Here is a 22,036-nt window from a genome sequence, read left to right as displayed (position 1 = left end):
TTCCGGAGCAGACACACATGGTTGAAGGAAAAGTGGTCGTCATCACTGGCGCGGGCGGCGGTATCGGGCGCGACATTGCGCTGGCAATGGCGAAGAGCGGCGCCAAGGTGGTGGTCAACGACATCGGCGCCGCGCTCGATGGCGCGGGCGGCAGTGCCGGCCCTGCGCAGCAGGTGGTCGACGAAATCCGTGCCGCCGGCGGCCAGGCCGTGCCCAACACCGACAGCGTGGCCGAAGCGGCCAGTGCGGCGCGCATCGTCGAATGCGCGGTCGAGAGCTTTGGCCGCGTCGACGCCGTGGTCAACAACGCCGGCATCCTGCGCGACCGCTTCTTCCACAAGATGTCGGTCGACGAATGGGACGCCGTGATCAAGGTGCACCTCTACGGCGCCTACTACGTGAGCCGCGCGGCCGCAACGCACTTCAAGGAGCAGAACTCGGGCGCCATGGTGCACATGACCTCGACCTCGGGCCTCATCGGCAACTACGGCCAGGCCAACTACGCGGCGGCCAAGCTCGGGATCGCGGCGCTGTCGAAGTCGATTGCACTCGACATGCTCAAGTTCAACGTGCGTTCCAACTGCATCGCGCCCTTCGCATGGAGCCGAATGATCGGCGCCATTCCCACCGACACCGACGAGCAGCGCGCCCGCGTCGACAAGATCAAGCAGATGACGCCCGCCAAGGTGGCGCCGCTTGCGGTGTACCTTGCGAGCGACGCGGCCGGCGCGGTCAACGGCCAGATATTTGCGGTGCGCAACAACGAGATTTCGCTCATCAGCCAGCCGCGGCCGGTGCGCTCCATTCACCGCTCCGAAGGCTGGACGCCCGAGAGCATTGCCGAGCACGCCATGCCCGCCATGCGTGCGAGCTTCTATCCGCTGGACCGCTCGGCGGACGTGTTCAGCTGGGACCCGGTCTGAGGTCAAACCCCGAGAAGGGCGCATACAGCGCCATTCGGCCGACAATGCACGCTTCTTTCCTTCTTGGCGCGCTTGTCCGGTGAACCTGCATTTCGACCTGTTCGACCTGAAACTGTTCGTCTACGTGGCGGACGCACGCAGCCTTACGCGCGGCGCAGAGAAAGCCTGCATCTCGCTCGCGGCGGCGTCCACGCGCATCAAGCAGATGGAAGAGGCCGTGGGCGGCAAGCTGCTGCACCGCAGCGCGCAGGGCGTGAGCCTGACGGCGGCGGGGCAGGCGGTGCTCTACCACGCCAAGCGCGTGATGCAGCAGATGGAGCACCTGCGCTGCGACATGCAGGACTTCGGCAAGGGCATCAAGGGCCATGTGCGCGTGTTCGCCAACACCACGTCGATTACCGAATACCTGCCGCAAAAGCTCGCGGGTTTTCTCACGCAGCATCCGGCCGTGCAGGTCGACCTGCGTGAATACCTGAGCGAAGAAATCGTGCGCGCCGTGGCCGATGGCGAGGCCGACATCGGCATCCTGGCGGGCGATGTGCACACCGGTGAATTCGACGCGCGCCCCTTCGGCAGCAACCAGCTCGTGCTGGTGGTGCCCGAGACGCATCACCTGGCAGGCGCGCCGTCGGTGGCTTTTGCCGACACGCTCGACGAACAGCACGTGGGCCTGCACCACGGCAGCGCCATCCACCGCTTTTTGCAGCGCCGCGCCGAGCTGGCCGGCCGCGGCTTCAACCCGCGCATCCAGGTCAGCAGCTTCGAGGCCATCTGCCTGATGATCGAAGCGGGCGTGGGCGTCGGCGTGTTGCCGGCTTCATCGGCGCAGCGGCTGTCGATGGCGATGCGGATCTCAACCGTCGCGCTCAGCGATGCATGGGCGGAGCGAGAACTCAAGCTGATTGCACGCGACCGCGAACAGCTGCCGGCTTCGGCGCGCGAGCTGTTCGACCACCTCGTCGCGCCTTAACTGGCGCTAGCACGTGCTGCCTTCAGGGCAGCCAGCGTTCCACGCGGGGCGCGTCGGCCAGTTGCCAGATGCGCTGGCACAGCGCCTTGGCTTCGTCGGCCGTGGCGCCTTCGCCGTAGTGCGCAAGGCGTTGCATCTTGTCTTCGATCTCGGTGCGGCTCAGCGTGTTGCCCGGATCGCCCTTTGGCTCGTCCACTCGGCCCTGCAGCGTGCGGCCGTCGCGGGTCTGCACGCTCACCTTGCCGATCCAGCGCGCGGGGTAGGCGGTATCGACTTCTGCATCGAGCTCCATCGCGACCTTGTCGCGAAACGCGGCCACCTCGGGCGCAAGAAAATCGCGGTCGAACTCGCCCAGCCCTGCGCGGCCGTGCACCGCAATCAGGCCCAGCACCGTGCCCATCGAGAACTTGCCCTGGTGCACCGTGGCCGGCACCGTGACGCGGCCCAGCACGTCGATGGCGCCCTGGTGCACATGCGTGGTCACACGGGCCACGTCGTCGGGCTTGAGGCCGTGCTGCGTCATCACCTGCAGCAACGCATCGGCCGCGGGATGGGTGTGGCGGCACGAGGCGTGGTACTTGAACGAGGTTTCGGCCAGCGCCCAGCGCGTACCGAGGCGGTCGGTGAGCCGTGCCGGATCGGCGTCGCTCGACATGCCAACGCCAAGGCCCTGCGCACCTTCGAGCACCTTGGCGGCGCCCGTGAAGCCGTCCTGCGCAAGGTAGGCAGACATGAGCCCGCTGGCTGCCGCATGCGCGCAGTGCAGCTGCTTGGAATCGGCCGCATCGCGCAGAAACTCCCACACCCCCGCTGACTGCGTACCGGCCGAGCCGAAGGCGTGCAGCATCTGCTGAGGCGTGAGCTTCAGCAGGCTGCCCACCGCGGCGGCCGCCGCCAGCGTGCCCGCCGTTGCCGTGGTGTGAAAGGTCTTGTAGTGCGAGCGGCCCAGGAATTCGCCCACGCGGATGCCGACCTCGTAGCCCGCGACCACGGCCACCAGCAGTTGCGCACCGCTGGCGCCAATGCTCTGCGCCACGGCCAGTGCCGGTGCAATGACCACCGCGGCGGGGTGGAACACCGAGCCGTTGTGCACGTCGTCCTGTTCCACGTAGTGCGAAGCCGCTGCGTTGACCAGCGCCGCAAACACCGGTGAGCTGGTGCGGCGCGAGGTGAGTATTTCGCTCGGCCCATCGGCGGGGCCCATCATCTGTGCAAAGCGTTCGATGGAGCGCACCGGCCGCGCAGTGCGGGCGGCGAGCACCGAGCCCAGCCAGTCGAGCATCAGGTCTTCGGTGCGGCGCAGCACGGGCGCGGGGATGTTCGCGAACTGCAGCTCGGCGGCAAAGGTGGCGAGCACCTTGCTCGGGTGGGTCGAATCGGTCATGGATCAGTCCCTTCAGAACGAGCGCGGCAGGCCGAGCATGTGCTCCGCCACGTAGCTCAGGATGAGATTGGTCGAGATTGGCGCGACCTGGTAGAGCCGCGTCTCGCGGAACTTGCGCTCGATGTCGTATTCGCAGGCAAAGCCGAAGCCGCCATGGAACTGCAGGCAGGCATTGGCCGCTTCCCAGCTTGCCTTGGCCGCAAGGTACTTCGCCATGTTGGCTTGCGCGCCGCAGGGCTCGCGCGCATCGAACAGGCGGCAGGCTTCATAGCGCATGAGGTTGGCGGCCTCGATCTCGATGAAGGCCTCGGCAATCGGAAACTGCACGCCCTGGTTCTGGCCGATGGGCCGGCCGAACACCACGCGCTCTTTTGTGTATGCCGTGACCTTGTCTATGAACCAGTAGCCATCGCCGATGCATTCCGCCGCAATCAGCGTGCGCTCGGCGTTCAGGCCATCGAGGATGTACTTGAAGCCCTGGCCTTCTTCGCCGATCAGGTTCTCGGCCGGGATCTCGAGGTTTTCGAAGAAGAGTTCGTTGGTCTCGTGGTTCACCATGTTCAGGATGGGCCGCACCGTCATGCCGTTGCCGATGGCTTCGCGCAGGTCGACGATGAAGATCGACATGCCTTCGGACTTCTTCTTCACGTCCGCCAGCGGCGTGGTGCGCGCCAGCAAGATCATCAGGTCCGAGTGCTGGATGCGCGAGATCCACACCTTCTGCCCGTTGACGACGTAGCGGTCGCCCTTCTTCACGGCCGTGGTCTTGATCTTGGTGGTGTCGGTGCCCGTGCTGGGCTCGGTCACGCCCATCGATTGCAGGCGCAGCTCGCCGGTGGCAATGCGCGGCAGGTAGTTGCGCTTTTGCGCCTCGCTGCCGTGGCGCAGCAGCGTGCCCATGTTGTACATCTGGCCGTGGCAGGCGCCGGAGTTGCCGCCGCAGCGGTTGATTTCTTCCATGATCACCGAAGCCTCGGTAAGCCCGAGGCCCGAGCCGCCGTACTCCTGCGGAATGAGCGCGGCCATCCAGCCGGCCTTGGTGAGCGCATCGACGAACTCGGCGGGGTAGCCGCGCGCTTCATCGACCTTGCGGAAATACTCGTTGGGAAACTGCGCGCACAGGTCGCGCACGGCGTCGCGGATGTCGGAAAAACGGGTGTCGTTGCTGCTGTTCATCCACCGAATCTATGCCTCTCCCGCGCGAGGCGGTTCTGTCATTGCGAAACCCTCCCTTCGCCAAATGCAAATGCCGCGCGAAAGGGTGTTCTGTCACGCTGCGGCGATGGACACCGAATCACTCTCCGCAATACGCGAAGCCGCGCTCGACTACTTCGTTCGCAGCCGTTCCATCCAGCGCCGGCGCGAGCGCATGGAACACGCCGATGCCGACGAGGCGCAAGGCTGGAGCGCGCTTGCCGAACTGGGCTGGACCGGCATGCTGGCACCTGAATCGGCCGGCGGTATGGCCTTGGGCCTCGCGGGTGCCGCGCAAGTACTGCGGGCGGCCGGCGAGCACGTTGCGCCCGAACCGCTGCTGGCGGTGGCGGGCCTCAGCGCGTTGCTGCTGGCGCGGCTCGAATCGAAGAGCGCGCAGTCGCTGCTTGCCGACCTTGTGGCGGGCCGCAGCCTGCCCGCATTGGCTTGGCAGGAGAGCGCGGGCGACCTGAGCGCCGTGCCGCTGGCCTGCGGCTGCGAGCCGCGCGCGGGTCATGCGGGCGGCGTGCTGCTGCAGGGCGAGAAGCTCATGGTGCTGCCCGGCGCGGCGGCCAGCGGCTGGCTGGTGTCGGCAAGGGGCAGCGACGATGCGGTGCTGCTATGGGTGCCGCGCGGCACGGCCGGCGTGAGCGAAACCCTGATGCCGCTGGTGGACGGCAGCCAGGCCGCGAGCCTGCGCTTCGAACAAGTGGAGCTGCCACCCGAAGCAGTGCTGGCGGAAGGCCCCGCCGCGCAGGACGCCCTGCGCCATGCGCTGGCTGCCGGCCAGATCCTGCAGGCCGCCGAGCTGCTGGGCGTGGGGCAGGCCATGCTCACCCAGACGCTGGCGTACCTGCGCACCCGCTCGCAGTTCGGCAAACCCATCGGCAGCTTCCAGGCGCTGCAGCACCGCTGCGTGGACATGTTCATTCACCTCGAAGTGGCGCAAGCCACGTTGGCGGAGGTGCTGCCGCTCGCAGGCCAGGGGCTTGCCGCCGACCGGCTCGAAGCCGAGGCCAGCCGCGTGAATGCCCGCTGTACCGCCGCGGCGCTGCAAGTCTCGCGTGCGGCAGTGCAGTTGCATGGCGCCATCGGCTACACGCAGGAGTGCGACCTGAGCCTGTACTACAAGCGCACGCTGTGCCTTTCGGCGTGGCTCGGCAATGCCGCTGCGCACCAGCGCCGTCATGCCGTGCTGGCTGAAGGCGGGGAAGCACGAACGGGCGCAGCCGAATGGGAGGGCGAGTTTCCGCGCACTGCCGACTGGAGCGAAATGCCCGAAGCGGATTTCCGTCGCATGGTGCGCGGCTTTCTGCAGCAGCGCTACCCGCAGCAGCTGCGCTACCTTTCGCACCGGGCCCGCTGGAGCGAGATACGCGACTGGTATCTCACCCTGTCCGAGCAAGGCTGGATCGCGCCGGCGTGGCCGCAGGCGCATGGCGGCATGGGTCTGCCCGCCGACAAGCTCATTGCATGGATCGAGGAGTTGGAGCAATACGGCGTCGCGCGCACGCCCGACCAGGGCATCGTGATGATCGGGCCGCTGTTGATCCAGCACGGCACGCCCGAGCAGCAAGGCCGCTTTCTGCCACGCATATTGAACGGCGAGCATGTGTGGTGCCAGGGCTATTCGGAGCCCAACGCCGGCTCCGACCTGGCCGGGCTGCGCACCGAGGCCGTGGCGGGGCGCGATGCAGAGGGCGACCACTTCATCGTCAACGGCCAGAAGATCTGGACCACGCTCGCGCAGGACGCCAATCACATCTTCATGCTCGTGCGCACCGACAAGGCCGCGCGTAAGCAAGAGGGCATCAGCTTTCTGCTGTGCGACCTGCGCACGCCGGGCATCACGGTGCGGCCGATTCACACGCTTTCAGGCGAGCCCGAGTTCTGCGAAGTGTTTTTCGACAACGTGCGCGTGCCGGCCGAAAACCTGGTCGGCAAGCTGCACGGCGGCTGGACCATTGCCAAGGCGCTGCTGGGCTTCGAGCGCATTTTTCTCGGCAGCCCCAAGCAGTCGCAGTACGCGCTCGGCCAACTGGCGCGGCTTGCACAGGCGCGGCGCCTTTTTGCCGACCCGGTGTTTGCGCAGCGCTTTGCGGCGCTGCGGCTCGACGTGCTCGACCTGTCGGCGGCGTACACGGGCTTTGCCGACATCGTGCGAGCGGGCAAGCCGCTGCCCGCCTCGGTGTCGCTGCTGAAGATCTGGGCCAGCGAAACCTATCACCGCATTGGCGCAATGCTGATCGAGGCCGGGGAAGAGCAGGGTGCCGTGGCCGGTGACCAGGTGCTCGACGGACAAACCTTCAATGTGCTGTCGCCGTTGATCGGTTCGACAGCCGCAATGATCTACGGCGGCACCAACGAGATCCAGCGAAACATCCTCGCGCGGCAGGTGCTCGATCTGCCTGTTTGAGCCGGTTGCGTTCGCCCAAGAAATAAACAACAGGAGACAAGCCAATGAAAACCACGGACATCACACGGCGGCAAGCCGTCGCCGCGCTGGCAGGCAGCGCACTGCTGGCCGCACTGCATTCGCGCGCCTTCGCGCAGCAGCAATCGCAGCTGCCGCCAATCATCAAGCTGGTGGTCGGCTACTCCGCGGGCGGGCCGGTGGACGGCGCGGCGCGCCTGCTTGCGCCCGCGCTCGGCCAGGAGCTCGGCACGCAGGTCATCGTGGAAAACCGGCCGGGTGCCAGCGGTTCGGTGGGCGGCGATGCGGTTGCCAAGGCTGCGCCCGATGCTGCGATGCTGTTCTTCGGCGCGAGCCCGACGATCACCATCAACCCGAACATCCAGCGCAAGATGCCCTTCGACCCGATGAAGGACCTGACGCCTATCGCGCCGCTGGTGGACTACACCAACGTGCTGGTGGTCAACAAGGACTTGCCGGTGCACAGCGTGGCCGAGCTGCTGGCCTACGCGAAGGCGAGGCCGGGCAAGGTGTTCTACGGCTCGGCCGGCATCGGCGCCTCGAACCACCTGAGCGGTGCGCTGCTCGAGAAGATGACCGGCGTGCAGCTGACGCATGTGCCGTACAAAGGCAGCGCGCCCGCGCTGGCCGACGTGATGGGCGGCACCGTGACGATGATGTTCGACATCATCGCCACCTCGCGGCCATTCATCCAGTCGGGCAAGCTGCGCGCGCTGGCCGTTACCTCGCGCCAGCGCAACCGCATGCTGCCCGAGGTGCCCACGATGATCGAATCCGGCGTGGCCGGGTATGACGTGGGCGGCTGGTTCGGCCTGTACGGCCCCGCGCGCATGGACCCGGCGCTGGTTGCCCGCCTGAATGCGGCCGCGCACAAGGCCATGGCGCGCGAGGACATCGCCAGTCGCCTGCGCGAGCAGGGCTACGAAGTGTGGACCGGCGCCGCGGAACTGCTGGCCACCAAGGGCCAGGCCGACCGAAAGCTCTGGGCCACCGCGTCCAAGGGCATCGAAGCGGAATAGCCGATGGTGCCCATGCGAATCCACGAACTGCTCGAAGCGCGCGCATCGCGCTCGCCCGAGGCGGCTTTTCTTTTCGAGCCCTCGGGCACCGTGTCCTATGCGGCGTTGCAGGCCATGGCCGAGGCTGCCGCCCAAGACTTGCTGGCAGCGGGCGTGCGGCCGACCGACCGCGTGCTGCTGGTGGCCGAGAACTGCGCCGCGCACATCGCGCTGATCATGGCGTGCAGCCGTGTCGGTGCTTGGTCGTGCGGCGTCAATGCGCGCATGTCGCCGGGCGAAATCGCGGCCATTGCCGAGCGCGCCGACGCGCGGCTGTGCTACTTCACCACCGGCGCTTCGGAGGCCGCGCGCCAGCACGCGATTCGCGCCGGCGCAGTGCCATCGGCACTGCCCGGCGTGATGCGATCGGCCATCCGCGCCGAGGCCCAGCTGGAGGCCGACCCTGCGCTGGCGGACGCGGCCGCCATCATCTTCACATCCGGCACCTCGGGCACGCCCAAGGGCGTGATGGTGTCGCACGGCGGGCTGCTGCATTTCGGCCGCGTGTCGGCCCGCGTGCGTGCGCTGAACGAGCGCGACCGGGTCTACGCGTTCTTGCCGATGACGCACATCTTCGGCATCGGCACGGTGCTGATGGCTGCGCTCACCGGCGGCGCTGCGCTGGTGCTGCGCGCGAGCTTTTCTCCTGCCGACATGCTGCAGGCGCTCGCGCATGAACAGGTGTCGAACCTGCTCGGCCCGCCCACCATGTATGCGCGCCTGTTGGCGCACATCGAGGCGGAGCGCGCGGTGGTCCGCTTTCCGGCGCTGCGCTACGTCTACACGGGTTCCGCGCCGCTCGACCTTGGGCTCAAGCAGCGCGTCGAGGCGCTGTTCGGCCAGCCACTGCACTATGGCTACGGCCTTTCGGAGTACGCGGGCTCGGTGTTCCTGACGCGCGTCGAGGCTCCGCGCGCGGACACGGCCGCAGGCTGCGTGGTGGAAGGGGGCGAGGCGCGCATCGTCGACTCCGGCGGCATCGATGTTGCACCGGGCGAGACAGGCGAAATCTGGCTGCGCGGCCCCGGCCTCATGCTGGGCTACTTCCGCGATGCGGCGGCCACGGCGCAGGTCATGCGTCCGGGCGGCTGGTACGCGAGCGGCGACCTCGGCCGCTTCGATGCGGACGGCGCACTGTTCGTGGTCGGCCGGCTCAAGGAGATGATCATCCGCTCGGGCTTCAACGTCTATCCCGCCGAGATCGAAACGGTGATCGGCCGCTTCGACGGCGTACACCTTTGCGCAGTGGTCGGTGTGCCCGAGGCGGACGGCAACGAGCAGATCGTCGCCTTCGTCGAAATGAAGCCCGGCGCGGTGCTCGACGAGTCCACGCTGCGCACGTATCTGGCCGAGCATCTGTCGCCCTACAAGCGACCGGCGCGCATCGAGGCAATCGACGCCATGCCGACCACAGCCAACGGCAAGGTGCTCAAGCGCGAACTGCAGGCGCGCTGCAGATAGCGGCCCTGCGCGCTGCATGCATCAGCCAAAGATGCAGGCATGGCCTTTCTGCGTATCCATGTACTCGCGCATGCGGGCGATGCGTCCATCTCTGAGCTCGAAGATGAAGCAGTAGTCGTTGTCGTATTTTCTGCCGTTCGCAAGCAGGGCCTGTATGCGCAGCTCGACGATCACGGTGTCGCCTTCGCAGTACCTGCTGCGGAAATCGACGGTGACATCGGAGACGAAAAGCTTCGGGAATATCTCCGCCAGAAAGTGCACGATGGCCTTCTGTCCGATCATGTGGTCGGGAATGCCAAGCGCCAGCGCAGTGGCGTTGCGCTGCGGCGCGAGCCACTCGGCGTCTTCCGTGAACCAGGCGGCAATGCGTGCCGCATCGTGGCTTGCGAAGGCCTTCCATGCATCGGAAACGGTGCGCTTGTTCTGTTCGGGTGTCATGCGGCTTTTGGGGAAGTGATCGAGCACTGAAGATAGGCGCGAGGCCATCGCCGGGCGCGCCGCTTCCGGACATCTCCAACGCCCACGGCGCCGTGTGGCACTGCGCTGCTGCTCGGACTTTTCCTGCATCGACCCGCGCCGCCGTCCTCCAGTGCCGCGCAGGAAAAGGGGGCATCTTGTCTGCACCGATCAAGGAGCATTCGACCACCATGGCAGACGATCTCAGCAAGCGCGGCCCGCAAGACCGGAGCCGCATCAACGTCAACGAGCCGCACGAGGTGCGCTACTGGACCCAGACCCTGGGCGTGACCGAGGCGCAACTGCGCTCGGCCGTCGCGGCCGCGGGCGTCGAGGTGAAGGACGTGCGGGTCTACCTCGGAAAACCGTAGCTTTGCGTCCCGCCTGTTCTGCGGCGTTCCCCGCCCCGAAAACCCGTTCTTCCCGAGGGCCAAAGCGTAGGCACGCTCCTACACCCGCCGAAGAAGGCGGGGCCGATACTTGTTGACTTTCCTTCGCTCAGGAAGCGCAAAGTGAACGTGCCCATTGCCGTCCCCCGACCTGCAGGCCGCAGCCGTCTGCCGGCCTGTCCACAAAACGAGGCGAAGCCTTCGGGCGCCGCCGTGCAATGAAGGCCTCGCCAGGAGCCCGCAGCTGGATCGCCGCCGGCGTCCGCCATGAATTGCTCACTCGCGCCTTGCCGGCATTGCGGCACGACATGGCGGCGCCGGTCTCGGTCATTCGCATGGCATTGCTCATGCTCAAGCGCCAGGTCGGCACCACGCCCATCGACCCCTCAGCCTGCGAAGAACGCGTGGCGCTCATCGACAACCAGGTGTCAGAGCTCGTCGAAGGCATCCGCTCGCTGCGCGACTGGGAACTGGCCACGGCGGATGACGGCATCACGCGCAGCGCGCTGGTGGCGCAGTGCGTGGGCCTGATGCGCGCAGCCTTCGACATGCACGGTGTGACGCTGGACGTCGACGCCGCGCTCGACCCGCTCGAGGGTGAGCCCCGCCGGCCGCAGGGAGCCGCGTTGCGCTACCTGCTTCTTGGAGGGCTCGGCTATCTGCACGACAGCGTGCCCGAGGCCGGTGCCATACGCATCGATGCCGACAGGGCTGACGCGCTTCGCCTGAACGCCTTGCCGCGCGAATCCGGTGGCGTGAGCCCGGTGCTCGGCGCGCATCGTGCGCCGCGCGCACTGGCCATCGACGCCATTGCGCTGCAAAGCCTGGCCGAAGACCTGGGCTACACCGTGGCGCTGGAACGCGACAGCGTTCGCTTCTCGCTCGCCGCAGGCTGAGCAGGCCTTTGCCGCGGCGCGGGGCGCCGGGTAGGCCGGGGTGCAACTGTTGAACTGCGTTTGCCGTTCGTCTTGCGTGCCGTGGATGCCTCGCGCAGTTCGCGCGCCAGCCGCTGCCGGTGCGCCCGCAAAAAGGCGAGCAGCCGTTCCTCCGCGGCGTGGAGCCCGCGCGTGCGCCGGGCCGCGGTGCGGGCCGACATCTTTCGCAGCACTTCTGCGGATTCGTCTTCGCCGTCGCCCGCAAGCGCGCTGCCAAGCGCCAGCACCGCGGGGTGCACGTAGGCTTTCTTGCACACCGCGGGCGTGTTGCCCAACTGCTTGGCCACGGCCGTCAGGATCTCCTTGGCGCTGTAGCGGCTGCCGTCGGCGGCGGCGCGGCCCGGTTCGCAGGCCAGCCGCGTGAGCTCCAGCGCCTGCACGGTGCCGTGCCAGGTCCGAAAGTCCTTGGCGGTAAAGCGCTCGCCCGGAGAGGCTTCGGCCAGGTAGTCGTTCACGTCGGTGGACGACACGCTGCGCAGCTCGCCGTCCTCGTCCTGGTACTGAAAGAGAGCCTGGCCGGGCAGCTGCTGGCATTGGCGCACCACCTTCGCCACGCGCGGATCGTCGAGCAGGGCTTCGTGCATGACGCCGCTCTTGCCGCGGAAGCGCAGCCGCAGCGCCGCGCCCTCCACGGCGGCGTGCCGGTTGCGCAGCGTGGTGAGGCCGTAGGAGCCGTTGCTGCTCGCGTACTCTTCATTGCCCACGCGCAGCAGCGTGGTGTCGAGCAGGCGCACCAGCGCCGCCAGCACCTGCTGGCGCCCCGGCGCGGCCGCCTTGCCACCCTCTTGCAGGTCGCGCACCACGCGTGCGCGGATGCGCGGCAACGCAAGCCCGAAGGCTTCGAGCCGCTCGAACTTGGTTTCGTCCTTGAAGAGCCGCCAGTCGGCGTGATAGCGGTACTGCTTGCGGCCCCGCGCGTCGATGCCGGTGGCCTGCAGATGACCGTTGGGAAGGGGGCAGATCCACACCTGCGTATAGGCCGGCGGAATCGCCAGCATGCGGATGCGCGAGAGCTCGTCCGGGTTGCGCACCCATTGCCCCTTTGCATCGCGGTAGCGAAAGTGGTCCCCGTGCTTCAGGCGCCGGATGCCCGGCATGTCGGGGTTCACATAGACCAGGCCGTTGGCGATCGGCGTTGGCTTGGAAGGCGGTGAGGGCTGTGGAGGCGATGTGGAGCTTGCCGGCATGTGGTTTGCATGGTGAGTACCCAGCGCTTGTGCCAGCACCGGCAATCGCCGCCTGTAGGACGCCGCATTCGTCGCTGGTGCGATGGAGGCGCTTTGTTCCTGTGCGTCAGGGCCGCGCCGACTCCAGGTGCCACGTCACATTGAAATCGAAGGGTGTCCAACGGCTCACCTTGACGCCCGCTTGCCGCAGGCCCCGCCCGGTCCAGGTGTTGCAGGTCTCGAAGAGGTGGTAGCCGCCTTTGGCTTCGTAGAAGGCATCGTCGTTGCCGTAGTGGGCGCCGGCAATCGGCGTTGCGCGGCCTGCCGGCAGGGCGGCACGCACGTAGCCCGCGAGCTGTGCGTACTGCGCTTCGGAAAGCGGCAGGTGGAAGGCGTTGTGCCGCAGCTGCGCGCGTCGCAGGTAGGTGACATGCAGCAGGGCGCGGTTGCCGCCGAGCATGGCGCCGAATGCGCGCGACACGGTCAGGTCGCCCCACGTCGGCGTGTTCAGGTAGAACTCGCGATCGCCCCATCCGATGGCGATGAACTCCGCGTCGGGCGGCACGGCTTTGAAATGCGCGAGCGGGAAGAGCTGCCGCCAGTCGATGGTTGCCGAGCGGATTGGAAACACCAGGTCGGTGTGCACGCCGTTACTCAAGACCCAGGCCTGCATTCCGGGCGTGTTTGCGGTGGTGGCGTCCCGGGGCGTTGCGTTGGCTGGCCAGAACATCAGCGCGCAGGCCGTGCCCACATAAAGCCCGGCCAGCAGCGGCAGCGCCAGCAGTGCAATGGCAATGCGCCGGGGCCAGCGGTTCGGCATCGAGCCTGGAACCTAGAAGAGCGATGCGGTGGTCGCCGCGTCCGCTGGCGCACGCGGGGCACCCGCGCCTGCGGGTGACATCGCCTCGGGGCTGCCGGCCTTCGCAAGCGCACCCACACGCACGCCCAACAGGCGCAGCGGCCGCTCGAGCGGCACGCGCTTCAGGCACAGCCCGCCAATCTGGCGGATGGTCTTGCCGTCGGCGGTGTAGCGGTCGATGGTCTGGTCGCGCGTGGCAATCTTGAAGTCGTCATAGCGCAGCTTGATGCCGATGGTCTTGCCCACGTAGCCCTTGCGCTGCAGGTCTTCGGCCAGCTTCTCGCACAGGTGGGTGAAGATGGCGCCCAGCTCTGCGCGGTCGCGCACCGCATGCAGGTCGCGGTCGAACGTGGTTTCGCGGCTCATCGACACAGGCTCGCTTTCGGTCACCACCGGCCGGTCGTCGCGCCCCCAGGCCACTTCGTGCATCCAGGCGCCGGTGGACTTGCCGAAATTCTGGATGAGCCAATCCCTGTCGCGCGCCGCGAGCTGGCCCACGGTCTCGATGCCGAAGCGCTTGAGCTTTTCGTCGGCCTTGGGTCCGATGCCGTTCACCTTGCGACAAGGCAGCGGCCAGATGAGGGTCTGCAAGTCGTCCTCGTAGACCACCGAGATGCCGTTGGGCTTGTTGAACTCGCTCGCCATCTTGGCAATGAGCTTGTTGGGCGCCACGCCAATGGAGCAGGTGAGGCCGGTCGCGTCGAGAATCGCTTTCTGGATCAGCCGCGCGAGCGAGCGCCCGCCGTCGCGCTGGCCGCCGGGCACCTCGGTGAAGTCGATGTACACCTCGTCCACGCCCCGGTCTTCCATCAGCGGCGCAACCTCCCTGATGATCTGCTTGAAGGTGCGCGAGTATTTGCGGATTTCTTCGAAGTCCACCGGCAGGATGATTGCCTGCGGGCACAGCTTGGCTGCCTTCATGAGCCCCATGGCCGAGCCCACGCCGAACTGCCGCGCGGGGTAGGTGGCGGTGGTGATCACGCCGCGGCCCACGTAGTCTTTCAGGCGCGGAAAGGCGTCGATGGGAATGTCGGCCAGCGTGCCGCCCTCGGGCACGTGGCGAATCGCTTCGTCCACGCTGCGCCGCCCGCCGCCAATCACCACCGGCAAGCCCTTGAGCTGCGGATAGCGAAGCAGCTCGACGGACGCGAAGAAGGCGTCCATGTCGAGGTGGGCGATGCGGCGTATCGGCGGCTTTGGCAAAGGCTGGGAACTCACAGGCCGATTGTCTCGCGGCGGGGCCGTGTCTGCCTGCGGCGGGTGCATGCCAGAATGCGGCGGACCGCGGTTTCGGCCGCCCGATGGCATCGAAAAGCATGGCAAGGAAAGGGATCTGGCATGAGTGACGAAGTCGAAGGCATGACCATTGCGCTGACGCCGGTGCAGATGGCCGGCGTTCTGGGCGGACAGGACGTGCCCGAATCCGCGAGCCTGAGCAACCGGCTCTGGGGTACGGTCGGGCTGGTGGGCGGCGTTGTGGAACTGGTGGGTGCCGGCGTGCTGTGCCTCGCGCCCGAGCCCACGATGGTGACCAAGGCCGGCTGCGTGGTGCTGGGCGTGCATGGCTTCGACACGCTGGCCACCTCGGGCCGCCAGGTCTGGACAGGCACCCCGCAGCGCACCGCCACCGCAGTGACCGCCAGCTCGGCGGCGGAGGCCCTGGGCGCCTCGCGTGAAACGGCTGACGGTATCGGGCTTGCGGTTGACGTGGCGGTGCCGCTGGTGGTGGCCGCGGGGCTCGGAGCCGCCCGCATCATTGCCGTGACGCGCGGCGGCCGCATTCGCCTGGCCGAGCATGAAGCGGCTGCCGGCTCGAGGCTTGGCGGCCACACCATGGCGCGGCACGTCGGCCAGACCGACGCGCAACTGCTGGCCAGGGTGCGAACCGCCACCCGGCCGGGCCCGAAGGCGGTATCTACCTTTGCCGACCTGGCCACGGCGGAACGCGCAATCACCGAAACCCTGCGCGCCAATGCAGCCGCGGTGCAAGCCTGGTCACGCAGTGCGGCAGCGGGCAGCAAATCGCCGGAGCTGGAGCACGTGCTGGGCTACGTGGTGGGGCGCGGCGTGCAGTTTGGCAGCACGGCCGTCAATGACCTCTCCGGCGTGCGGATCATCCTGAAGATGGAAAGCTACAACGGCAAGCCGTTCTACATTTTGACGGCGTATCCGATCTGAGCTCCGAGGCCCTGCGCTAAGGAAACGAAGGCAACTCGCCGGTGGTCCACACGTCGGCGCCAAACTCCTTTGCAAGCTGGGCCACGATCTTCACGGTGCGCTCCCGCAGCGGTGCGATGCGGGCCTGCAGGCCCGCCCTGGGCAGCGTCACGGCCAGGCCGGGGTCATCGTCAGCCTCGGGATCGCTTTCGCGGATGTAGAGCGTGCCATTGCGGGCCCAGACTTCCACGGCCCAGCCCTGGTCCTGGTCGTCGTAGATCATGCCTTGGTCGTTGCCGGCTATTGCGGCAAGAAAATGGTCCATCGTGGCAAAGGTGTCATACCAGGGGAACGACAGCTCAACGCCGGCTTCCTCGTTGTCCAGCCGCAGATCCATCCAGAAGTAGTGCCGTACCTGGTCGGGTTTGAGCGCGTGGCGCCGGGCCGCCGCAACCACCTGCGCGTAGTACGCGGCAAGCTCCGACTCATGCCCCACCACCTCGGAGGTGCGCGCCAGCAAACGCTCGGCGCGCGCAAACCCGGGCAAGGCGAGCGGTTCGGCCGGGCCGCCCGACACGGGACTGAACTCGTCCTGCAGATGAAAGGCGATCTCGGGCTCCAGCGAGTCGATCGGCTTGGCATGGGCGAACCAGGGTTCCAATTGCGCGCTCCTCTGAATGGTCGGGCGTACGATGTTAGCTCGCCATGAATCGATGCGAACGGCGCCTTGGGCGAGGCCGCCCGGCGCTCAGCGCGTCTCCACCGTCACCAGCAGCGGCGATTCGAACATCGCCACCGGAGAGATCACCGGCTCGTCCATCGGCACCTTGTCGCCGTAGCGCTCGCGCATCTTGGCGCGCACCGCGGGGTCGCCCAGGTTGAAGCTGCGGATCTTCTGCAGCTCGCCGATGCGCACGCCCAGCGCGCGCTGGTAGAGCTTCCACACGAGTTCGGAGCAGTAGATGCGCTGGTCCGACCATTCGAAGGTCAGGTCGTAGGGGCGGCCTTCGTAGTCGGCGGAGCCCGCATGCAGGCGGGCCACCGCGCCGGGCGTCAGCAATGCACCGGCATTGCGCAGCCGCTTCGCCACGTAGTGTCCGCCATCGCCGCGTGCCGTCCACTGCGCGAGCGGCGTGTAGCGCACGGTGGACACCGCTTCGAACACATAGGGTTTGCCGCCGCGCAGCAGCACGATGCCCATGTGGCTGTAGCGCGAGCCGGTGGCGCGCTGCACGGCCAGGCTCTGGGCGGAGCGCGAGGTGTGAAAGACGATGTCGCCGTCTTTCAGCGCGGCATCGGCCGGCGCGGCAGTCAGGCAGAGCAGGGCGGGCAGCAGCAACAGGGCCGCCGCGGGGAGTCGGGTCTTCTTCTTGTTCATGTGCGGGGCATTGTGACAAGGCTTGCCTGTTGCGCCCGCACGCGCCATCATCCGCGGCATGCAAACCGTCGCTTCCATTCTGTGGCGCAGGCTCGATGCACCGGGCCATGACGCCTGCCGCCTCGAACGCAATGCCACCGCATGGCAGCTCGACGGCGCCGCCGTATTCCGTCTTGAAGACCGCCGCATCGCGCAACTGCACTACCGCGTGCGCTGCGACCTGCACTGGCACACGCAATGGGGCACCGTGCGCGGCTGGCTCGGCGCCGACGCCATCGACCTGTCGATTGCCCGCGATGCGCGCGGGCACTGGAAGCTCAACGACGAGGCGGTGCCGGACCTCTCGCATTGCGTGGACCTGGACCTGGGCTTCACGCCCGCCACCAACCTGCTGCAGCTGCGCCGGCTCAATCTTGCGAAAGGCGAGGGCGCCGATGCGCCGGCGGCATGGGTCGACCTGGATGGCGGCGGCGTGCTGAGCGAGCTGATGCAGCGCTACGAACGCACCGCCAGCGATGAATACGCCTACGACGCGAAGCGCTTCGACTACGCGGCAACGCTGAGCGTCACCTCCGATTGCTTCGTGCGCGACTATCCCGGTCTCTGGATCGCCGAAGAGTAGCGCTCGCCCGCGCGCAGCGGCCGGGGTCAGTGGTCGTGATGCAGGTAGGCCGCCTGCCGCGGCAGGCGAAGGCTCACCAGGAAGGCAATCACCATCATCGCGCTCACGTACCAGAAGAACGCCGACTCGTGCCCCAGCGACTTGAGGCCCAGCGCCACGTACTCGGCAGAGCCGCCGAAGATGGCGTTGGCAACTGCATAGGCCAGCCCCACGCCCAGCGCGCGCACTTCGGGCGGAAACATCTCCGCCTTCACGATGCCGCTGATCGAGGTGTAGAAGCTCACGATCGCCAGCGCGACGATGATCAGCACGAAGGCCACCACCGGGTTGGTGGTGTGCTGCAGCGCCGTGAGAATCGGCACCGTGGCCAGCGCGCCGAGCCCGCCGAACAGCAGCATGTTGTTGCGCCGCCCGATGCGGTCCGACAGCGCGCCGAACACCGGCTGCATGCACATGTAGACGAAGAGCGCGCCGGTCATCACGTAGCTCGCGGTCTTGATCGGCAGGTGCACCGTGTTCACCAGGTACTTCTGCATGTAGGTGGTAAAGGTATAGAAGATGAGCGAACCGCCGGCCGTGTAGCCCAGCACCGTGAGGAAAGCCGGCGTGTGGTGCTTGAACAGCCCGGCCATGCTGCCGGCCTCCTTGTTGGCCTTGGCCTCGGCGCTCTGGGTTTCGTGCAGCGTGCGGCGCAGCAGCAGCGCCACCACGGCGGCCACCGCGCCCACCACGAACGGAATGCGCCAGCCCCAGGCCTTGAGTTCGGCCTCTGTGAGCAGCTGTTCGAGCACCACGATCACCAGCACCGCGAGCAGCTGCCCGCCGATCAGCGTGACGTACTGGAACGACGAGAAGAAGCCGCGCTGCCCGCGCAGCGCCACTTCGCTCATGTAGGTGGCGGTGGTGCCGTATTCGCCGCCCACCGAAAGGCCCTGGAACAGCCGGCACACCAGCAGCAGGAAGGGCGCCCACGCGCCGATCTGCGCATAGGTCGGCAGGAAAGCGATGACCAGCGAGCCGCCGCACATCATCGTGACGGAAATCAGCATCGAGGTCTTGCGCCCGATCTTGTCGGCAATGCGGCCGAAGAGCCAGCCGCCGATGGGCCGCATCAGGAAGCCGGCCGCGAACACGCCTGCGGTGTTCAGCAGCTGCACCGTCGGGTCAGACTTGGGAAAGAAGGCCGACGCGAAGTACAGCGCCGAGAAGGCGTACACGTAAAAGTCGAACCACTCGACCAGGTTGCCCGACGAGGCCGCCATGATCGAGAAAACGCGGTGGTGTTTTTCTTCTGCCGTGTAGTGGTGTGGAGGGGGTGCGGAGGCCGAAGGGCCTTCCGTGATAGGCGTGACTGCGCTCATGATGGTTTTTGCCGCCCGTGCGGGGCGATGTTGTTGGAAGCAACATTTTCTCAACGCGCGGATTCATGCGCTGTCGGCCAGTGCCGCAAGCCTGATGCCCGAGGGGGCTTAGAAGGTACCTGGCACCGGCTCGCTACCGCTCATGCTGTGGCTCCGCTGTCGAGGAGAGGTTCGCGCCGCAAAGCTAGAGGCGGACCTTTACCAGCAAGATGCCCGCAAAGATGAGCAGAGAGCAAACGATGCGGTGCTTGCCCAGTTTTTCTTTCAGGAGATAGGTGGATATCAGCGCCACGAAGAGAACGCTGCTCTCCCGCAGGGCCGACACGGTACCCATGGGTGCCTGCGCGAGTGCCCACACGGCAATCCAGTACGCGCCTATCTGCATGGTGCCGGCGATTGCGCTCATCGAGAGCGTTCGGCGGTCGACAAGAAACGCGGCGCGTCCTTTCCACCACAGGACGATCAATGCAGTCGCAATGCCGTCGCCAATGGTCAGCAGCACGGCAAAGCCCAGTGCAGACTCCGACCTGCGCGCGCCCAGCGCGTCGACGACGGTGTAGGACGCGATCAGCAGGCTGATCGCCATTGCATAGAGCGTTCCCCGGTGGGCTCCGCCCTGCGCCCGGTGCTGAAAGGCGAACGCCAACACACCGACGCTGAGACACAGGACGCCGGCAATCTCTCCCGGCGAGGGCTTCTCTCCCACTACGGACGCCGCGGCCAGGGTCACAAGCAACGGGGCTCCACCTCGCGCGATGGGGTAGACGTGCCCCAAGTCGCCGTGCTGGTAGGCGATAGGAAGAGCAAAGTGGTAGACGGTGTGAATGCCTATCGAGAGAGCGAGCAGAAGCCAGTCCGTCGATGCAAAAACACCAATGAATGGCAGCGCGACAAGAGAAATTCCGCTCCCGATCAATGTAGTAAGCGCCATAACGGCGACCTTGTCGCCGCCGATTTTTATGGCGCTGTTCCATATGGCGTTCATGAGCGCCGCCAGAAGAATGGCCAGGAATACACCGTCGCTCATGCGCCACCCGCCTTATTCGATGAACTCATTCCCGCTCCCTGTTGATTTGTCGATGCGAGGAATGGTGGTTTCTCGGTACCATTCCGTAAAGTTGAATTTCATGCTCGCTAAAGTCAGAAATCCTGAATGCGCAATCTCAACCTGGACCAGGTTCAAACGCTCATTGCCATCGCCGACCTTGGCACTCTGGCGGCGGCGGCGAAGGCGCTGCACTTCGCACCACCCACGGTCAGCCTGCACATCCGCGAGTTGGAATCGAGGCTCGGTGCGGTGCTTGTCGAAAGAGGGCGGCGCCAAGCTCGCCTGACCCCCGCCGGGTTGGCGCTCGTGGAAGGCGGCCGAAAGCTCCTCGCAAGTGCGGAGGAACTGAGCGATCAGGTCCGCAGAAAATCGGAGGGGCGCGAAGGCGTCGTCCGAATCGGCTCATCTGCCGGCGTCAGCGCGCATCTGCTGCCGACACTGTTGGCCCGCCTGTCGAACCGCAGCCCGGGTCTCGACGTTACTGTCTGCATCCTGAGTTCGGTCGAGGCTATTGCGCGGCTGCAAGCCGGAACCCTCGATATCGGCATCGTCGCGATGCCCCAGACTCCTTGCGCTGGCGTGAAGCTGATCGCGTGGCGCAATGACCCGATGGTGGCCATCGTGCCTCGCAGTTGGAAGGTCCCGAAGCTGATCACGCCCCAATGGTTGGCGGAACGACCTTGGATCTCATTCGACCCTGGCACGCAGATGTACGGGCTCATCGCCGCATGGTTCGGCCGCGCCGGACTCAATCCGCAGGCGCGGATGCATCTCAACTATCCGGAAGCCATCAAGAGCCTGGTCGCCGCAGGCCACGCGGCGGCCATCCTGCCATTTGAGCCGCACAGCAAGGACGCCATTGCGGACGAATTGGTGCTTCGGCATCTGAAGCCGATGCTCAGTCGCCCGCTGGGCCTTGCCTTTCGCGTGACCAAGAGTCGCGACAACGCTGTCCAGAGCGTGCTGCAAACCTTGGGCGAGTTCGCATGAAGGTCTGGGGCAAGTCGAGGGCTTAGAAGGTGCCCGGCAGCAGGATGCCCGAATCCACGTTCTCGATATTGGTGTGGCCGCAAAAGGCCATGGTGATGTCGAGTTCCTTGTGGATGATTTGCAGTGCGCGCGTTACGCCGGCTTGGCCGTAGGCGCCCAGGCCATAAAGAAAGCTGCGGCCGATCAGCGTGCCGCGGGCGCCGAGCGCGCGGGCCTTGAGCACGTCTTGCCCGCTGCGGATGCCGCCGTCCATCCACACCTCGATGTTGCTGCCCACGGCATCGACGATGGCGGGCAGCGCCGAGATGGAAGAGGGCGCGCCGTCGAGCTGGCGCCCGCCGTGGTTGGAAACGATGAGCGCATCGGCGCCGCTGTTGGCGGCCAGGCGTGCGTCTTCCTCGTCCATGATGCCTTTCAGAATCAGCTTGCCGCCCCAGCGCTTCTTGATCCATTCCACATCGGCCCAGCTCAGCGCCGGGTCGAATTGCTCGGCCGTCCACGACGACAGCGACGACAGGTCTTTCACGCCCTTGGCATGGCCCGCGATGTTGCCGAAGGTGCGGCGCCTGGTGCCCAGCATGCCCAGGCACCAGTGCGGCTTGGTTGCCAGGTTGATCATGTTGGCGATCGTCGGCTTGGGCGGCGTCGAGAGGCCGTTCTTGATGTCCTTGTGGCGTTGTCCGAGGATCTGCAGGTCGAGCGTGAGCTGCAGCGCCGACACGTTCGCCGCGCGCGCGCGCTCGATCAGCCGCTCGATGAAGTCGCGGTCCTTCATCACGTAAAGCTGAAACCAGAACGGATGCCGGCCGGTGTTTTCCGCAATGTCTTCGAGCGAGCAGATGCTCATGGTCGACAGCGTGAACGGAATGCCGAAAGCCTTGGCCGCGCGCGCACCGAGTATTTCGCCGTCGGCATGCTGCATGCCGGTGAGGCCGGTGGGCGCAATGGCCACCGGCATGGCCACGTCCTGGCCGATCATGGTGGAGCGCGTGGAGCGGCCTTCCATGTTTACGGCCACGCGTTGGCGCAGCTTGATCTTCTGAAAGTCGCTCTCGTTGGCGCGGTAGGTGCTCTCGGTCCATGCGCCGGAGTCGGCGTAGTCGTAGAACATCTTCGGCACGCGCCGCTTGGCGATCACCCGCAGGTCTTCGATGCAGGTGATCTTGGAAAGGTCGGGCACGAGGCGGTCTCCTGTTGTGTGTTCTACGTTTGCGCAAGGCGAGGCCACGTCTGGCTCGACGGACCCGCAAC

Annotated in this window: 21 protein-coding genes; 10 read left to right on the top strand and 11 right to left on the bottom strand. The window is 66.6% G+C overall.

Annotation, left to right across the window (positions count from 1 at the left end; translation table 11 throughout):
• The first annotated feature begins 17 nt into the window (after positions 1-17).
• Both V9L21_RS04465 and V9L21_RS04460 read left to right on the top strand, forming a co-directional pair.
• Positions 18-923: an SDR family NAD(P)-dependent oxidoreductase gene (locus tag V9L21_RS04465; RefSeq protein ID WP_337309505.1), complete on the top strand. Its 906-nt coding sequence runs from the start codon at positions 18-20 to the stop codon at positions 921-923.
• Between the two features lie 79 nt (positions 924-1,002).
• Complete coding sequence (locus V9L21_RS04460) at positions 1,003-1,893, top strand: LysR substrate-binding domain-containing protein (protein ID WP_281149489.1); 891 nt, start codon at positions 1,003-1,005, stop codon at positions 1,891-1,893.
• Between the two features lie 22 nt (positions 1,894-1,915).
• Here V9L21_RS04460 and V9L21_RS04455 read toward each other — a convergent pair whose 3' ends face one another.
• Both V9L21_RS04455 and V9L21_RS04450 read right to left on the bottom strand, forming a co-directional pair.
• Entirely contained in the window at positions 1,916-3,277 is a 1,362-nt protein-coding gene (locus V9L21_RS04455; RefSeq protein ID WP_337309502.1) for an MmgE/PrpD family protein, read from the bottom strand.
• A 12-nt stretch (positions 3,278-3,289) separates the two neighbouring features.
• The gene (locus V9L21_RS04450) at positions 3,290-4,453 is read right to left on the bottom strand and encodes an acyl-CoA dehydrogenase family protein (RefSeq protein ID WP_337309500.1); all 1,164 of its coding nucleotides are present in this window, start codon (positions 4,451-4,453) and stop codon (positions 3,290-3,292) included.
• A 106-nt stretch (positions 4,454-4,559) separates the two neighbouring features.
• Here V9L21_RS04450 and V9L21_RS04445 point away from each other — a divergent pair, with 106 nt between their 5' ends.
• The 3 genes from V9L21_RS04445 to V9L21_RS04435 are packed head-to-tail and all read left to right on the top strand — an operon-like array spanning position 4,560 to position 9,424.
• Positions 4,560-6,887, top strand: coding sequence for an acyl-CoA dehydrogenase (locus V9L21_RS04445; protein ID WP_337309498.1), 2,328 nt, complete (start codon positions 4,560-4,562; stop codon positions 6,885-6,887).
• Between the two features lie 44 nt (positions 6,888-6,931).
• Positions 6,932-7,924 (top strand): Bug family tripartite tricarboxylate transporter substrate binding protein, encoded by a 993-nt coding sequence (locus V9L21_RS04440; RefSeq protein ID WP_337309496.1) that lies wholly within the window; start codon positions 6,932-6,934, stop codon positions 7,922-7,924.
• Positions 7,925-7,927: 3 nt separating this feature from the next.
• Positions 7,928-9,424: a class I adenylate-forming enzyme family protein gene (locus V9L21_RS04435; protein ID WP_337309495.1), complete on the top strand. Its 1,497-nt coding sequence runs from the start codon at positions 7,928-7,930 to the stop codon at positions 9,422-9,424.
• A 21-nt stretch (positions 9,425-9,445) separates the two neighbouring features.
• Here the strand turns inward: V9L21_RS04435 and V9L21_RS04430 are convergent, their stop codons facing one another.
• Entirely contained in the window at positions 9,446-9,862 is a 417-nt protein-coding gene (locus tag V9L21_RS04430; RefSeq protein ID WP_337309493.1) for a nuclear transport factor 2 family protein, read from the bottom strand.
• Between the two features lie 209 nt (positions 9,863-10,071).
• Between V9L21_RS04430 and V9L21_RS04425 the strand changes: the two genes are divergently transcribed.
• Together V9L21_RS04425 and V9L21_RS04420 are read left to right on the top strand one after the other, a co-directional pair.
• Positions 10,072-10,251, top strand: a complete 180-nt coding sequence (locus V9L21_RS04425; protein WP_337295628.1) for a DUF3606 domain-containing protein — start codon at positions 10,072-10,074, stop codon at positions 10,249-10,251.
• 236 nt (positions 10,252-10,487) lie between these two features.
• Positions 10,488-11,165 carry a hypothetical protein gene (locus V9L21_RS04420; RefSeq protein ID WP_337309491.1) on the top strand — a complete coding sequence of 226 codons (678 nt, stop codon included), beginning with the start codon at positions 10,488-10,490 and terminating at the stop codon, positions 11,163-11,165.
• Here the strand turns inward: V9L21_RS04420 and V9L21_RS04415 are convergent.
• The 3 genes from V9L21_RS04415 to dinB all read right to left on the bottom strand — a co-directional run bounded on the left by V9L21_RS04415 (position 11,111) and on the right by dinB (position 14,495).
• The gene (locus V9L21_RS04415; RefSeq protein ID WP_337309489.1) at positions 11,111-12,391 is read right to left on the bottom strand and encodes a DNA topoisomerase IB; all 1,281 of its coding nucleotides are present in this window, start codon (positions 12,389-12,391) and stop codon (positions 11,111-11,113) included. The two genes, V9L21_RS04420 and V9L21_RS04415, sit on opposite strands and share 55 nt — an antisense overlap.
• A 106-nt stretch (positions 12,392-12,497) precedes the next feature.
• Positions 12,498-13,190: a TIGR02117 family protein gene (locus V9L21_RS04410; RefSeq protein ID WP_337309487.1), complete on the bottom strand. Its 693-nt coding sequence runs from the start codon at positions 13,188-13,190 to the stop codon at positions 12,498-12,500.
• 12 nt (positions 13,191-13,202) lie between these two features.
• Entirely contained in the window at positions 13,203-14,495 is a 1,293-nt protein-coding gene (dinB, locus tag V9L21_RS04405; protein ID WP_443304499.1) for a DNA polymerase IV, read from the bottom strand.
• A gap of 72 nt (positions 14,496-14,567) precedes the next feature.
• On the opposite strand from dinB, the gene V9L21_RS04400 reads away from it, so the two are divergent.
• Positions 14,568-15,407, top strand: coding sequence for an RNase A-like domain-containing protein (locus tag V9L21_RS04400; protein ID WP_258504624.1), 840 nt, complete (start codon positions 14,568-14,570; stop codon positions 15,405-15,407).
• Positions 15,408-15,423: 16 nt separating this feature from the next.
• Here V9L21_RS04400 and V9L21_RS04395 read toward each other — a convergent pair whose 3' ends face one another.
• Both V9L21_RS04395 and V9L21_RS04390 read right to left on the bottom strand, forming a co-directional pair.
• The gene (locus V9L21_RS04395) at positions 15,424-16,047 is read right to left on the bottom strand and encodes a hypothetical protein (protein WP_337309484.1); all 624 of its coding nucleotides are present in this window, start codon (positions 16,045-16,047) and stop codon (positions 15,424-15,426) included.
• Positions 16,048-16,134: 87 nt separating this feature from the next.
• Complete coding sequence (locus V9L21_RS04390) at positions 16,135-16,764, bottom strand: YiiX family permuted papain-like enzyme (RefSeq protein ID WP_337309482.1); 630 nt, start codon at positions 16,762-16,764, stop codon at positions 16,135-16,137.
• Positions 16,765-16,822: 58 nt separating this feature from the next.
• On the opposite strand from V9L21_RS04390, the gene V9L21_RS04385 reads away from it, so the two are divergent.
• Positions 16,823-17,386: a putative glycolipid-binding domain-containing protein gene (locus V9L21_RS04385; protein ID WP_337309480.1), complete on the top strand. Its 564-nt coding sequence runs from the start codon at positions 16,823-16,825 to the stop codon at positions 17,384-17,386.
• 26 nt (positions 17,387-17,412) lie between these two features.
• On the opposite strand, the gene V9L21_RS04380 is transcribed toward V9L21_RS04385, so the two are convergent.
• Together V9L21_RS04380 and V9L21_RS04375 are read right to left on the bottom strand one after the other, a co-directional pair.
• Positions 17,413-18,747, bottom strand: coding sequence for an MFS family transporter (locus V9L21_RS04380; RefSeq protein ID WP_337309478.1), 1,335 nt, complete (start codon positions 18,745-18,747; stop codon positions 17,413-17,415).
• A 184-nt stretch (positions 18,748-18,931) separates the two neighbouring features.
• Positions 18,932-19,774, bottom strand: a complete 843-nt coding sequence (locus V9L21_RS04375) for a DMT family transporter (RefSeq protein WP_337309476.1) — start codon at positions 19,772-19,774, stop codon at positions 18,932-18,934.
• Between the two features lie 126 nt (positions 19,775-19,900).
• Here V9L21_RS04375 and V9L21_RS04370 point away from each other — a divergent pair, with 126 nt between their 5' ends.
• A complete protein-coding gene (locus V9L21_RS04370; RefSeq protein WP_337309475.1) occupies positions 19,901-20,785 on the top strand; it encodes a LysR family transcriptional regulator in 885 nt (294 codons plus the stop codon).
• Between the two features lie 22 nt (positions 20,786-20,807).
• On the opposite strand, the gene V9L21_RS04365 is transcribed toward V9L21_RS04370, so the two are convergent.
• On the bottom strand, positions 20,808-21,965 hold the full coding sequence (locus V9L21_RS04365; RefSeq protein WP_337309473.1) for an alpha-hydroxy acid oxidase: 1,158 nt from the start codon (positions 21,963-21,965) through the stop codon (positions 20,808-20,810).
• Between the last annotated feature and the right edge of the window lie 71 nt (positions 21,966-22,036).

The sequence above is a fragment of the Variovorax sp. CCNWLW235 genome (genome assembly GCF_037204085.1).
Classification (GTDB): domain Bacteria; phylum Pseudomonadota; class Gammaproteobacteria; order Burkholderiales; family Burkholderiaceae_C; genus Variovorax.
The sequence above is the reverse complement of the archived record's forward strand: the minus strand, read 5'-3'. Positions and strand labels throughout refer to the sequence as shown.

Coding starts and splice junctions, on each gene's coding strand:
- dinB (WP_443304499.1), bottom strand. CDS start 14,495: ATGCACCCGCCGCAGGCAGACACGGCCCCGCCGCGAGACAATCGGCCT.
- V9L21_RS04435 (WP_337309495.1), top strand. CDS start 7,928: ATGGTGCCCATGCGAATCCACGAACTGCTCGAAGCGCGCGCATCGCGC.
- V9L21_RS04455 (WP_337309502.1), bottom strand. CDS start 3,277: ATGACCGATTCGACCCACCCGAGCAAGGTGCTCGCCACCTTTGCCGCC.
- V9L21_RS04440 (WP_337309496.1), top strand. CDS start 6,932: ATGAAAACCACGGACATCACACGGCGGCAAGCCGTCGCCGCGCTGGCA.
- V9L21_RS04380 (WP_337309478.1), bottom strand. CDS start 18,747: ATGAGCGCAGTCACGCCTATCACGGAAGGCCCTTCGGCCTCCGCACCC.
- V9L21_RS04400 (WP_258504624.1), top strand. CDS start 14,568: ATGAGTGACGAAGTCGAAGGCATGACCATTGCGCTGACGCCGGTGCAG.
- V9L21_RS04450 (WP_337309500.1), bottom strand. CDS start 4,453: ATGAACAGCAGCAACGACACCCGTTTTTCCGACATCCGCGACGCCGTG.
- V9L21_RS04430 (WP_337309493.1), bottom strand. CDS start 9,862: ATGACACCCGAACAGAACAAGCGCACCGTTTCCGATGCATGGAAGGCC.
- V9L21_RS04410 (WP_337309487.1), bottom strand. CDS start 13,190: ATGCCGAACCGCTGGCCCCGGCGCATTGCCATTGCACTGCTGGCGCTG.
- V9L21_RS04415 (WP_337309489.1), bottom strand. CDS start 12,391: ATGCCGGCAAGCTCCACATCGCCTCCACAGCCCTCACCGCCTTCCAAG.
- V9L21_RS04425 (WP_337295628.1), top strand. CDS start 10,072: ATGGCAGACGATCTCAGCAAGCGCGGCCCGCAAGACCGGAGCCGCATC.
- V9L21_RS04390 (WP_337309482.1), bottom strand. CDS start 16,764: ATGAACAAGAAGAAGACCCGACTCCCCGCGGCGGCCCTGTTGCTGCTG.
- V9L21_RS04445 (WP_337309498.1), top strand. CDS start 4,560: ATGGACACCGAATCACTCTCCGCAATACGCGAAGCCGCGCTCGACTAC.
- V9L21_RS04370 (WP_337309475.1), top strand. CDS start 19,901: ATGCGCAATCTCAACCTGGACCAGGTTCAAACGCTCATTGCCATCGCC.
- V9L21_RS04375 (WP_337309476.1), bottom strand. CDS start 19,774: ATGAGCGACGGTGTATTCCTGGCCATTCTTCTGGCGGCGCTCATGAAC.
- V9L21_RS04420 (WP_337309491.1), top strand. CDS start 10,488: ATGAAGGCCTCGCCAGGAGCCCGCAGCTGGATCGCCGCCGGCGTCCGC.
- V9L21_RS04385 (WP_337309480.1), top strand. CDS start 16,823: ATGCAAACCGTCGCTTCCATTCTGTGGCGCAGGCTCGATGCACCGGGC.
- V9L21_RS04465 (WP_337309505.1), top strand. CDS start 18: ATGGTTGAAGGAAAAGTGGTCGTCATCACTGGCGCGGGCGGCGGTATC.